Origin of the sequence: Roseibium algicola, from assembly GCF_001999245.1 — a bacterium.
Taxonomy (GTDB): Bacteria; Pseudomonadota; Alphaproteobacteria; order Rhizobiales; family Stappiaceae; genus Roseibium; species Roseibium algicola.
This window is the reverse complement of the sequence record NZ_CP019631.1, coordinates 372,282-383,396: the sequence shown is the minus strand read 5'-3', so window position 1 is coordinate 383,396 and position 11,115 is coordinate 372,282. Positions and strand designations below refer to the sequence as shown.

Below are 11,115 nucleotides of genomic sequence, written 5' to 3'. Positions count from 1 at the left end.
GCGAAACCCTAAAGATCGAGGACAAGTCGCGCGGATTTCGCGCGGCTGACACAAATCTGCATGACCTTTCCCGATGCCTTCTCGGCATCCGACAGCACGACGTCGCGATGATCGGGCGTACCGCTGATCACATCCGTCTGGCAGATGCCGCAGTCACCGCGCTGACAGTCATACATGACGTCGAGGCCGGCATCTTCCAGTGCCTGGATGATGGTCTGGTCCGGGGCGACGGTCACAACCTGTCCCGTGCTGTGTACCTCCACCTCGAATGCCGCATCGCCGGACTGCGCCTGGGGGGCGGTGAAGAGTTCAACATGAATGGCCTCTTCCGCCAGTCCGGCTGCGATCGCGGCAGCGCGTGCGGCATCGATCATTCCCTTCGGGCCGCAGATATAAAGATGTGTTCCGGAGGGCTGGGCTTTCATCAGTGCGGCCAGATCGAGCGGGTCCGTGTCGTCAAGGTAAAAACGGGCGCTGTCACCGAAGGCGTTCTTCAGCTTGTCGGCAAAACCCATCCGCGCAGCCGAACGTGCAGAATAATGCAGCTCGAAAGACCGGTCCTGCGATTTTAGCCGGGTCGCCATCGAAATGAGCGGCGTGATGCCGATGCCGCCGGCCAGAAGCAGGACGTGCGGAGCATCTTCGGCAAGCGGGAAGTCGTTCTTCGGTTCGCTGACGGAGATTGTTTGGCCTGCGCTCAGGGCATGCATGGCCTTGGAGCCCCCCTGGCCGCTCTCTTCCCGCTGAACCGCGACCGTATAGAGGTCATCAGTCTCCGGCCAGTCGATCAGGGAGTACTCCCGTTCGCCCAGAGGGCCGAGATCGAATTTGACATGCGCACCGGGCTCATAGCCCGGCAATGACCCGCCGGCTTCCGCCCGAAACCTGAAAACACGAATCTGATCGGTTTCCGGTTCTACACCTTCAAGAACAAGTTTCACCGCAATGCCTCCTCCTGTAAAAAATATGAAATTTCATATAAAATGAGTCAAGCCTCTTTTTTTCCCGATCTGTCCGGGATAAATGACACTTTGAAAACAGGTGCATAGTTGGAGGGGGTGTTGACCCTGACGCCGGAAAAATTCGTTTCTTCTTACCTGCTGTATCTGCTGGCAGCATCAAGCGAAGCGGCAAGCCACCAGTTTCACCTCCGCGTGCGCGAATTGGGCCTGCGCGTTCCGGAATGGCGGGTTCTTGCCTGCCTTTTCGATCAGGACGGACTGATGATCACGCAGTTGGCGAAATACTCCCTTCTGGAGCAATCCAGAATGACGCGTATCGTCGATCAGATGGAAAAGCGTGGTCTGGTCGTGCGCAAGAGCGACAAGGGCGATGGCCGCCGCGTCCGCGTTCACCTGACTGACGCCGGACAGAAGCTGAGCTCCGAAGTGGTCGAAGAGGCAAGGGAACACGAAAGAACCCTGCTGTCTGCCTTGAACCAATCGGATGCGGATCGGATCAAGCCCTCCCTGGAACGGCTCCTGGCATCCCTCAACAGCTGGAACAGCGCCAACGAATAGGCGTCTGGCGCTGGTTGTTCTTGTCGCGACGGACGACGACAAAGCACATCAGGATCGCTGGCAGTCTCGCGGTTCTTCTTCTTCAGCCTCGCCGGCGCCTTGACGCCAATGGCCGCTCAAGCCGTCTTGCCCGGCTGTCATTCTCCCCATTACCCACTTAACCCACCGCAATCGCCTGGCTCTGCGTGCACTGCAGTTCCGGTTGCGGTTGGCTGCTGCGGCACACCAGACCGTTTTATCCTTGAGTTGATGGCCGGCTGAACGCTCGGCCCGAACGACAGATGCCGCACTTCCGGTTCCATTCCCGACGAACCCCGCACGCACCCGAACAATTCCCTGAATGGATCGGCACACCCAGCTCACTGCAGCTTCTTTGCTGTTGGGTAATTGCCTGCAGGGCCTGCGCTAGCGCCTTCCAGTCATGCACCGGGAAGAACAGAGCCCTTGCTTCTAAAAATCATATGTGAATATAGTATTCACATAAGAAATTGGGAGGAGCCATGGAAACGTCATTCGTACCGACGGTCGGGGTCGACAGCACGCTGCCGAAGGATATGCCGGCGGCACATGCGGCCATCCCGGTCTGGAATTCGGAAAACTGGTTTTACGAAGACTGGCAGCCGGGGCATTGCATACGTTCCCTGCGTCGGACGATAGCCGAAGGTGAAAGCCACCTCTTCAACACGCTGGTCGTCGACATTCACCCTTATGTGCAGGACCAGATGTTCGCAGAAACGGAAGGGGTCTTCGGCAAGAGACTGGTTGCCGGAGCGTTCGTCTTCTCCGCAGGCCTCGGCCTTGTCGCGACCAACTGCGTCAACGCGTTTTCCTATGGCTACGACAAGCTGCGCTTCATCAAGCCGGTCTTCATTGGCGACACGATCTATACGGTCCGGACAAACCTCGACAAGAAGCCGAAATACGAAGAGATGGGCCTCATTCGGGCGTCCTACGAAGTCTTCAAGGGGGCAGGGGAACTCGTCCTCTACTGCGAGCATCTGCAAACTGTGAAATACCGCAATCCGGCCGCCCATGCGGACCGGACAGAACCTGAAAACCGGGCCTGAACCGACATGAACTCCACTTCAGAACTACCGCTCGCCGGGATCACCGTGCTCGACATGAGCCAGTTTCTCTCCGGTCCCTATGCCACTCTGCGCCTGCAGGATCTTGGCGCGCGCGTTATCAAGATCGAACGGCCAGGCTCCGGAGACCTGTCGCGCAGCCTCTATCTGAGCGACACGGAAATCGGCGGGGATTCGACCATCTTTCACGCCATCAACCGCGGCAAGGAAAGCCTCGCCGTCGACTTGAAGAAGCCGGAGGACATAGACCGTCTCAAGCGCCTGATCGCCAAGGCCGACGTGCTGGTCCAGAATTTCCGGCCCGGCGTGATCGAACGGCTGGGCCTCGACTACGAGACCGTACGGGCAATCAATCCGGGTCTGGTCTACGGCTCGATCAGCGGTTACGGGGAAGACGGCCCATGGGTTGCCCGCCCAGGGCAGGATCTGCTTGCCCAGGCACGTTCGGGCCTCATGTGGCTCAGCGGCAACGACGGTGACGGCCCGGTACCGATGGGACTTGCCGTCGGCGACATGTTTGCAGGGGCCGCCCTGGCACAAGGCCTTCTTGCTGGCCTCGTCCGGCGCGGTGTTACCGGCAAGGGCAGCCATGTCCAGACCAGCCTTCTCGAAGCTCTGGTCGATTTCCAGTTCGAGGTTCTGACCACTTATCTCAACGACGGAAGGCGCATGCCGAAACGATCCGGTTTCCGCAACGCACATGCCTATCTCTCCGCGCCTTACGGCGTGTATGAGGCAAAGGACGGGTACATTGCGGTTGCCATGACGCCGATCCCGAAACTGCGTGACCTGATGGAGCTGGAAGCTCTCGAGCCTTATTGCGGCGATCCGGCGGTCTGGTTTTCCGAACGCGAGACGATCAAGAAGCTGATCGCAGGCGCGATTGCCGAACGAACGGTCGAGGACTGGATGTCCGTTTTCGAACCCGCCGACATCTGGTGTGCGCCGGTGCTCGACTGGGATAGCCTGCTGGAAAGCGAAGGGTTCAACGGACTGGACCTGCTGCAGCGCGTCGAGCGTGAAGACAATGTCTCGATCCTGACAACCCGCTCCCCGTTGAGAGTGAACGGCGCCCGTCCGAAAATCGCCCGGGCTGCACCGCGCGTCGGCGAACACACGGCCGCGATCGAGAAGGAGTTCGGCCTATGAGCGCCGTTCGCCTGAAAGGAATGACCTGGAGCCACCCGCGCGGCTACGAGCCCATGGTTGCCTGCTCGAAGCTCTGGGAAGAGCAGACGGGTGTCGGGATCGACTGGGACAAGCGCTCGCTTCAGGACTTCGAATCCTACCCGGTCGAAGATCTCGCGCGCCAGTATGATCTGATCGTCATCGACCATCCGCACGTTGGCGAAATCACCACGCAGAACTGTCTTGCTCCACTCGACAGACACGGGGACCCGCAAAACCGGCAGGCCGTCGCCAATGGCAGTGTCGGCGGTTCTTATGAAAGCTATTTCTGGGAAGGCCACCAGTGGGCCTATCCGATCGACGCCGCCGCGCAGATCCAGGCCTATCGGGCAGACCTCGTCGGCGCGGCACCCACACGCTTCGATGAAGTCCTTGAACTGGCGGAAGCGGGCAAGGTGCTGATCCCGATGCGCCCGCCCCATTCGCTGATGACCTTCTTCACCCTGTCGGCAAACCTTGGAACACCCTGCACGACGACAGGACCGGGCGAGCTTGTTTCGATTGAGAACGGCGCACCGGTCTATGAGCTGATCTCGCACCTGATGCGACACGTTCCTGACCGGTGCTATGGCATGGATCCGATCGCGGTCTTTGAGGAGATGTGCAAGACGGACAGCCCGATTGCCTGTGTTCCCCTGATCTACGGCTACGTCAACTACGGTATCGAAGGCTTCAGGCCGAAACGCTTGTCCTTTGCCGATATCCCTGCTGCCGGCGACAACGGCCCGATGGGCTCCGCACTTGGTGGCACCGGCATTGCCGTTTCCGCATTTTCGAACCATGTCTCGAACGCTGCAGACTTCGCTCTCTGGATTGCAAGTGGCCCAGTGCAGCGCGGGCCTTTTGCAGCTGCCGGTGGCCAGCCTGGTCATGCGGACGGCTGGTCTGACGAGACCGTCAATGATGTGACAAACGACTTTTACCGCAACACCCGCCGGACCCTGGACAACGCCTGGGTCCGTCCGCGCCACAAGGGCTACATGGCATTTCAGGCAGCAGCTTCAGAACGGCTGAACCTGGGCCTGCAAGGTGGTGAGACAGCGCAATCCGTCATCGGCGACATCAATGCGCTTTTCGCCGGGAGTTTTGAGTAAGCCCTTCCAAGACAATGCGTCTGCGGACAACCGTCCAAACGCGCCTCCAATCACATTGGGGGCGCGGTTCAGTTGGTCAAAGCTGCCAGATACGTTTTGCGTTTCCGGACAGCAGCTTTGTTCGTTCATCCTCGCTGACGCCTTCCAGCAGGGCGTGGGTCGCAGCAACCCATGCCAGCAAGCCGCCACCAAGCGTGCAGACCGGCCAGTCACTGCCCCAGACAACACGGTCCCAGCCGAATGCCTGAATGGTGTGCTCCGCCCAGGGGCGCAGGGTCTCGGCAATCCAGCTTTCAGGATCGGCATAGGCTACGATCCCGGAGATCTTGGCGCAGACATTGGGGCGTTTTGCGAGTTCCGTAACCCGCTCCTGCCAGGGCTGGCGTTCGTCGGCGGCGATATCCGGTACACCGCAATGGTCCAGTATGAAGGTGACGTCGGGAGCCAGATCGACGAGCTCCATTGCCCGCTCAAGCTGGCGGGGCAGGACGCAGAGGTCGAAGGTGAAGCGCGTGCCGCCAAGGCGCTTCAGGTTTTCCCGGAATAAAGGCTGATCAGACAACTCGTCCGGCATGACGTGCAACACACGCCGGAAACCCTTCACAAGCTCATTTGCCTGCTGCCGCTCCAGATAGGCAGCAAAGCTTTCCTCCTCGGGACGGCAGGACGCAATTGCCCCCTTGATGAGGCTGTCCGGCCGGTTTGCCAGAGTGCCGACATATCCTGTCTCAGCTTCGATGAGGGGTTCAGCGACATCGACCTCCATGTGAAGCGTGGTCGAAATGCCTGCGCGCCGCGCATCACGGGCATAGGTTTCGTATGTCCAGTCCCGATTGAGCGGTTCGACACCCGCCAGCCACGGATAGTCCAGAGCCGACCGGTCTATGACATGAAGATGGGTGTCGACGATCATGCTGCTCCTCCTCGCAAATAGCCGGGCAATCCTTCCACAGGAAAATAGATTATTCAAATAAGAATTTATTCGGCCGATTTGCCGTCCGTTCCGGTCAGTTCCGACAACTGTCGCGCGGTCCTGGTCAGAAGTTCCAACGTCCCGGTGATGTCGGGGGCCTGCGGGGTGTTCACCAGCGTGATGAAAGGAACAGTCAGTGCCGCGATGGCCCGTCCGTCCGGGCTCAGGATCGGAGCGGACAGGTTGTAGACACCGGCAGTCTGGAGGCTCGGCATCATTTCGTAGCCGCGTTCCGAAATCTGGTCGAGCCGGTCGAAGAACTCCTTCTCGACGGTCGGATGTTCGGTGCTGCGGGAATATTCGTTGATCATCATCAGGCGTTCCTCTTGCGGCCTGAAGGCCAGAAGAACGTGACCGGATCCGGTGTCGTAGAGCGAAATATTCGAGCCGACGCGGATTGAGATCCCCCAGTAGCTCGGCGCCTCCTGCTGCGCGACGACGACGACCGATCCACGGTCGAAGACGGAGAGCTGGTTTGCCTGGAGCGTCTTTTCCGCAAGGTCTCGCATGAAGGGCGTTGCAAAGGAAACGAGACGGCGGACCGGCGCATGGGACTGCGCCAGACCGAAGAGCTTGAGCGTCAGCGAGTAGCGGTCACCGTCGATCCTTGTGACGTAACCCCGACGCACCAACCGGTCCAGCATGCGGTAGAATTCGTTGGGGCTGCGGCCGAGATGCTTGGCGATCTCCGCCTGGGTCAATCCGCCGTCAATGCCTGCAAGAAGTTCAAGAATATCGAGCCCCTTGTCGAGGGCGGGTGCCCGGTATCGATCCTCTTCTTGTTCCATACTTTTCTCCATGAAGTGCAATATTCATATACGCACACCCTTCTCGAAAAACAAACAAGAATGCGCCGGAGCAGCTTGACCATAAATGAAGAGCATGTTTGTATATAAATGAACCACTCATTAGTGAGTTGTTTGGGCGGGCACCCGCCTTCTTTGAAAGTCTCGGGAGGAGGCTCATGAAAAATCTACTGGCCGGCGCGTCCGCCGGCGTTATCGCTCTTTTTGCCGTTGGCTCTGCGCTCGCGCAGGATCTGCCGGGCAAGTTTGACGGGGTCACGATCGATGCCAAGCTGATCGGTGGCCAGCAGTACGAAAAGCTCTATGCGCGCATCGGCGAATGGGAGGCGGCGACGGGGGCCAAGGTCAACGTCATCTCCAAGAAGAACCACTTCGACCTCGACAAGGAGATCAAGTCGGACATCGCCGTGGGTGCGTTGAACTGGTGTGTGGGTTCGAACCACTCATCCTTCGCGCCCCAGTATCCGGGCATCTACACCGACCTTGCAGCACTGCTGCCGAAGGAAGAAATCGACGCCTTCGTTGATGCCAACATCTCCGCCTCGACGCTTGACGGAAAACTGGTGATGCTGCCGCGCGCCCAGTTCGACGTGTCCGCGCTCTACTACCAGAAGAGCCTTTATGCGGACGAAGACAACAAGGCGAAGTTCAAGGAAAAATACGGCTATGACCTGACGCCGCCGGACACCTGGCAGCAGGTGACCGATCAGGCCGAGTTCTTCGCCAATCCGCCGGACTTTTACGGCACGCAATTTGCCGGCAAGGAAGAGGCCATCAACGGCCGTTTCTATGAAATGCTGCGCGCGGAAGGTGGCGAATACCTGGATGCAGATGGCAAGCCTGCGTTCAATTCGGAAGCCGGTGTGCGTGCGCTCAACTGGTTCGTGGATCTCTACAAAGCGAAAGCCGTTCCCGCCGGTACAACCAACTACCTGTGGGACGACCTGGGCCAGGGATTTGCCTCCGGCACGGTTGCCATCAACCTGGACTGGCCGGGCTGGGCCGGCTTCTTCAACGACCCGGGTGCTTCCAAGGTGGCCGGCGATGTTGGTGTCGTTGCACCGCCCAAGGGGTCCTCGGGTGCCCGGACCGGATGGTCGGGACATCACGGGTTCTCCGTCACCGAAAACTGCGAGAACAAGAAAGCCGCAGCTTCCCTCGTCTGGTTCCTGACCAACGAGGACAGCCAGAAGCAGGAAGCAGCCGGTGGACCGTTGCCAACGCGCGACGCCGTCTGGGACTGGGTGATCGCGGAAGCCTCCGACGACCCGTTCCGCAAGGAAGTTCTGCAGGCCTTCCAGGAAGCCGCCAAAGGCGCTTACCCGGTTCCTCAGTCTCCGTCCTGGATCGAGATCTCTAACGCGGTCTACCCGCAGCTGCAGGCTGCCATTCTCGGCGACAAGACGCCCCAGCAGGCACTTGACGATGCAGCGGCCGAGGCCACCGAAATCCTGCAGGATGCCGGAGAGCTCTAAGCTCGCTCAAGGACAGGCGCGGCCCTGCCGCGCCTGATCCCGCCGGGTTTCCCGCGCACGACATTCGCGGGTCGGCTAGCTCCTTTCGTAAAACGATATGAGGATAGAATGAGAGGCTGGAAGCCCGCGCCGCATGTGCTTCTGCTGCTGCCGGCGTTTATCGTCCTGGCGGCAGTGGTGGTCGTGCCACTCCTGTTGTCACTGTATTCAAGTTTCACGCCGTTCCGGCTGACCCGGCCGGACACGATCTATACGTTCATCGGCTTCCGCAACTACGTGCGGCTTCTGACGGACATGGATTTCTGGGTCGCCTTCGGCCGAACGGTGCTGCTGCTAACCTTCGCGCTCAACCTGGAAATGCTGCTCGGTCTGGGCCTGGCGCTGCTTGTTGAAAAGGCCACACGCGGACAGCGGATCCTGCGCACCATCATGATGTTTCCCATGATGTTCTCGCCGGTTCTGGTCGGCTTCCAGTTCAAGTTCATGTTCAACGACAACATCGGCGTCGTGAACAACGCGCTGCAATCGCTCGGGCTCACGGATATCGCCATTCCCTGGCTGATCGACGGACAGCTTGCCTTCATTTCCATCCTGATTGCGGAAATCTGGTCGTCAACTGCGGTCTTCGCGATCTTCATTCTGGCGGGCCTGATGGCCATGCCGCGCGAGCCGCTGGAAGCGGCCAAGGTGGACGGGTGCACCTCGTGGCAGAGCTTCCGCTATGTGACTTGGCCGTTCATCATGCCCTTTGCCTATATCGCCATGACCATCCGCTCGCTCGACATCGCGCGCGCCTATGACATCGTCAAGATCATGACCGATGGCGGCCCTGCCGGGCGTACCGAGATCCTCTGGACGATGATTGCCCGCACCGCCTATTCCGACGCGCGCATGGGGCTGGCCAATGCCATGGCCTACATCGCCATTCTTCTTTCAATCCTGTTCACGGCGCTGTTCTTCCGGCAACTCGCGAAGGCCCGCCAGCAGATCGGCGCGGAGTGGTGATCATGGACGAGAATACCGCACATCGCCTCAAGGGCCGTTTCCTGAAGGTTGGCCACCTTATCGGACTGTTCCTCGCCATGACGATCATCTGTCTGCCGGGGGTCTGGATCGTTCTTTCCTCGCTCCGCCCGACAGTCGAGATCATGGCCAAACCTCCGGTCTGGATCCCGCGCGAGCTGTCGTTCGACGCCTATGTGGCAATGTTCTCCGGCGTTGGCCAGGGCGGCATTCCGGTGCTGGAGTATTTCCGCAATTCACTGATCATCTCGGTCACCTCGACCGTGATTGCCCTGGCGGTCGGTATGGCTGGTGGTTACGCGTTTGCGCGTTACCGGTTCCGCGGCAAGTCGGCGATTTTCCTCGGCTTCATGCTCACGCGAACCGTGCCTGGCATCGCGCTGTCACTGCCGCTGTTCTTCGTCTATGCCAAGATCGGCATCATCGACACCCACTTCGGACTGATTCTTGCCTATGTGGCACTCAACGTGCCCTTCACGGTCTGGCTGATCGACGGTTTCTTCCGACAGGTCCCCCGGGATCTTGCGGAAGCGGCCCAGATCGACGGCTGCACCCGGTGGCAAGCCTTCTGGCAGGTTGAATTTCCGCTGGCGCGTTCAGGCATCGCCTCCGCCGGTATCTTCGCCTTCCTGATTTCCTGGAACGAATTCGCGCTGGCATCCCAGCTCACCCGGTCGACCAATTCCAAGACGCTGCCGGTCGGTCTGCTGGATTACACCGCCGAATTCACCATCGACTGGCGGGGCATGTGCGCGCTGGCCGTGGTCATGATCATTCCGGCACTCACCCTGACATTCATCGTACAAAAACACCTCGTCTCCGGCCTCACCTCCGGCGCAGTGAAGGGATAGACATGGCTACCGTCTCTTTGAAAAACCTGGTCAAGAAATACGGGCAACTGGAGGTGGTTCATTCCATCAACCTTGAGGTCAAGGACCGGGAGTTCATCGCGCTGGTCGGCCCGTCCGGCTGTGGCAAGTCGACCTCGCTCCGCATGATCGCCGGGCTGGAGGACATCTCGGGTGGCGAAATCCACATCGGCGACCGGGTGGTCAACGACCTGCCGCCGCGCCAACGCAACATCTCCATGGTCTTCCAGTCCTATGCGCTCTACCCGCATATGACGGTTGCAGAGAACATGGGATTTTCGCTCAAGATCGCCGGAAAATCCCAGGCAGAGATCGATGCGGCGGTCGCGGAAGCAGCGCGCACGCTCAGCCTCGAGGCCCTTCTGGAACGACGGCCGTCCCAACTTTCCGGCGGCCAGCGCCAGCGTGTTGCCATGGGCCGCGCCATCGTGCGCAATCCGGATGTGTTCCTGTTCGACGAACCGCTTTCCAACCTTGATGCCAAGCTGCGCATGCAGATGCGCACGGAGATCAAGAAACTGCATTCCAAGGTCCAGTCGACGGTCATCTACGTGACCCACGACCAGGTGGAAGCCATGACCCTGTCTGACCGGATCGTGATCATGCGCGACGGCCATATCGAACAGGTCGGCACGCCGGAGGAAGTCTTCCAGCGCCCAAAGACCCGCTTTGTCGCCGGGTTCATCGGTTCGCCGACCATGAACCTGCGCGAAGCGGTCATCGACGATGGCAAGCTCGCCTTCGCAAATGGCGCCAGCCTTCCGCTGCCGATGCAATTCCGGAACGCGGTCAGCGTTGGCCAGAAGGTCGTGTTCGGCCTGAGACCGGACGATTTGTATCCCGCGGGACATGGCCTGCATTCCGGCGAAGCCCATGACGTGCACACGACGCAGGTGCCAGTCTCGATCACCGAACCGCTCGGCAACGAGACCCTGGTCTTTGCGGAGTTCGCTGGTGAGGACTGGATTGCGCGCATGCTCAACCCGAAGGCGCTGCACGCGGGCGACAAGATCGATCTCAGTTTCGACCTCAGCCAGGCACATCTCTTCGATGCCGCCACCGAACAGACCTTGAGGAGCTGA

General features: G+C 59.8%; 11 protein-coding genes. 8 read left to right on the top strand and 3 right to left on the bottom strand.

Features of this window, described 5'->3' with window-relative positions:
* Positions 1 to 8 precede the first annotated feature (8 nt).
* Positions 9 to 941, bottom strand: a complete 933-nt coding sequence (locus tag B0E33_RS30060; protein ID WP_077294492.1) for a PDR/VanB family oxidoreductase — start codon at positions 939 to 941, stop codon at positions 9 to 11.
* A 120-nt stretch (positions 942 to 1,061) separates the two neighbouring features.
* Here B0E33_RS30060 and B0E33_RS30055 point away from each other — a divergent pair, with 120 nt between their 5' ends.
* From B0E33_RS30055 to B0E33_RS30040, 4 genes are all read left to right on the top strand, one after another.
* Entirely contained in the window at positions 1,062 to 1,520 is a 459-nt protein-coding gene (locus tag B0E33_RS30055; protein WP_077294652.1) for a MarR family winged helix-turn-helix transcriptional regulator, read from the top strand.
* Positions 1,521 to 2,020: 500 nt separating this feature from the next.
* Positions 2,021 to 2,587: a MaoC family dehydratase gene (locus tag B0E33_RS30050; RefSeq protein WP_077294488.1), complete on the top strand. Its 567-nt coding sequence runs from the start codon at positions 2,021 to 2,023 to the stop codon at positions 2,585 to 2,587.
* A 6-nt stretch (positions 2,588 to 2,593) separates the two neighbouring features.
* Positions 2,594 to 3,754 carry a CaiB/BaiF CoA transferase family protein gene (locus tag B0E33_RS30045; RefSeq protein WP_077294485.1) on the top strand — a complete coding sequence of 387 codons (1,161 nt, stop codon included), beginning with the start codon at positions 2,594 to 2,596 and terminating at the stop codon, positions 3,752 to 3,754.
* A complete protein-coding gene (locus B0E33_RS30040; RefSeq protein ID WP_077294482.1) occupies positions 3,751 to 4,887 on the top strand; it encodes a type 2 periplasmic-binding domain-containing protein in 1,137 nt (378 codons plus the stop codon). Before B0E33_RS30045 ends, B0E33_RS30040 begins: the two co-directional genes overlap by 4 nt.
* Before the next feature lie 76 nt (positions 4,888 to 4,963).
* On the opposite strand, the gene B0E33_RS30035 is transcribed toward B0E33_RS30040, so the two are convergent.
* Together B0E33_RS30035 and B0E33_RS30030 are read right to left on the bottom strand one after the other, a co-directional pair.
* Positions 4,964 to 5,800, bottom strand: coding sequence for an amidohydrolase family protein (locus B0E33_RS30035; protein ID WP_023001320.1), 837 nt, complete (start codon positions 5,798 to 5,800; stop codon positions 4,964 to 4,966).
* Between the two features lie 65 nt (positions 5,801 to 5,865).
* Positions 5,866 to 6,648: an IclR family transcriptional regulator gene (locus B0E33_RS30030; RefSeq protein ID WP_023001321.1), complete on the bottom strand. Its 783-nt coding sequence runs from the start codon at positions 6,646 to 6,648 to the stop codon at positions 5,866 to 5,868.
* 176 nt (positions 6,649 to 6,824) lie between these two features.
* Between B0E33_RS30030 and B0E33_RS30025 the strand changes: the two genes are divergently transcribed.
* The 4 genes from B0E33_RS30025 to B0E33_RS30010 all read left to right on the top strand — a co-directional run bounded on the left by B0E33_RS30025 (position 6,825) and on the right by B0E33_RS30010 (position 11,115).
* Positions 6,825 to 8,141: an ABC transporter substrate-binding protein gene (locus B0E33_RS30025; protein ID WP_077294479.1), complete on the top strand. Its 1,317-nt coding sequence runs from the start codon at positions 6,825 to 6,827 to the stop codon at positions 8,139 to 8,141.
* 108 nt (positions 8,142 to 8,249) lie between these two features.
* On the top strand, positions 8,250 to 9,146 hold the full coding sequence (locus tag B0E33_RS30020) for a carbohydrate ABC transporter permease (protein ID WP_023001323.1): 897 nt from the start codon (positions 8,250 to 8,252) through the stop codon (positions 9,144 to 9,146).
* 2 nt (positions 9,147 to 9,148) lie between these two features.
* Positions 9,149 to 10,015 (top strand): carbohydrate ABC transporter permease, encoded by an 867-nt coding sequence (locus tag B0E33_RS30015; protein WP_077294649.1) that lies wholly within the window; start codon positions 9,149 to 9,151, stop codon positions 10,013 to 10,015.
* 2 nt (positions 10,016 to 10,017) lie between these two features.
* Positions 10,018 to 11,115, top strand: a complete 1,098-nt coding sequence (locus B0E33_RS30010; RefSeq protein WP_077294476.1) for an ABC transporter ATP-binding protein — start codon at positions 10,018 to 10,020, stop codon at positions 11,113 to 11,115.

Coding starts and splice junctions, on each gene's coding strand:
- B0E33_RS30050 (WP_077294488.1), top strand. CDS start 2,021: ATGGAAACGTCATTCGTACCGACGGTCGGGGTCGACAGCACGCTGCCG.
- B0E33_RS30045 (WP_077294485.1), top strand. CDS start 2,594: ATGAACTCCACTTCAGAACTACCGCTCGCCGGGATCACCGTGCTCGAC.
- B0E33_RS30040 (WP_077294482.1), top strand. CDS start 3,751: ATGAGCGCCGTTCGCCTGAAAGGAATGACCTGGAGCCACCCGCGCGGC.
- B0E33_RS30035 (WP_023001320.1), bottom strand. CDS start 5,800: ATGATCGTCGACACCCATCTTCATGTCATAGACCGGTCGGCTCTGGAC.
- B0E33_RS30030 (WP_023001321.1), bottom strand. CDS start 6,648: ATGGAACAAGAAGAGGATCGATACCGGGCACCCGCCCTCGACAAGGGG.
- B0E33_RS30025 (WP_077294479.1), top strand. CDS start 6,825: ATGAAAAATCTACTGGCCGGCGCGTCCGCCGGCGTTATCGCTCTTTTT.
- B0E33_RS30020 (WP_023001323.1), top strand. CDS start 8,250: ATGAGAGGCTGGAAGCCCGCGCCGCATGTGCTTCTGCTGCTGCCGGCG.
- B0E33_RS30015 (WP_077294649.1), top strand. CDS start 9,149: ATGGACGAGAATACCGCACATCGCCTCAAGGGCCGTTTCCTGAAGGTT.
- B0E33_RS30010 (WP_077294476.1), top strand. CDS start 10,018: ATGGCTACCGTCTCTTTGAAAAACCTGGTCAAGAAATACGGGCAACTG.